The sequence below is a fragment of the Salinimicrobium oceani genome (assembly GCF_012037645.1).
Genome location: NZ_JAAVJR010001113.1, coordinates 1 through 358 on the forward strand (window position 1 = coordinate 1; position 358 = coordinate 358).

The window sequence follows — 358 nt, forward strand, 5'->3', positions numbered from 1 at the left end:
TTCAACAGCCTGCGCCCGGTATAGCTGAGCTTCAGTTTGCTTTACGCCCACCTCGGTCACGTTCCCTGCTTCTTTAAGAGCTCTCATGGTTTCCAGGCTATTCATCCTGTTCACCACCGTTTCGCGGGTAATTTCCAGTTGTTCATCTAAAGCCAAAAGTTGATAATACAGGTTGGCCACATTGGCAACCAAACGGGTCTTCACAGCCTGGTGTGCAGCTGCTGTTTGCAGGTATGCCGCTCTTTGTGCCCTTTCATTGCTTCTTATCCTTCCCCATATATCAGCTTCCCATGAGAGGTTTGCGGTAAGATCATACTGAGTAGTAGCTCCATCCAGGAAGCTTCCAAACTGGCTGTTT

1 protein-coding gene is annotated in these 358 nt (G+C 48.9%); it reads right to left on the reverse strand.

What is annotated here, in order from left to right; translation table 11 throughout:
- Positions 1-358, reverse strand: a 358-nt coding sequence (locus tag HC175_RS21035) for a TolC family protein (protein ID WP_168139917.1), incomplete at both ends; no start/stop codon positions are given.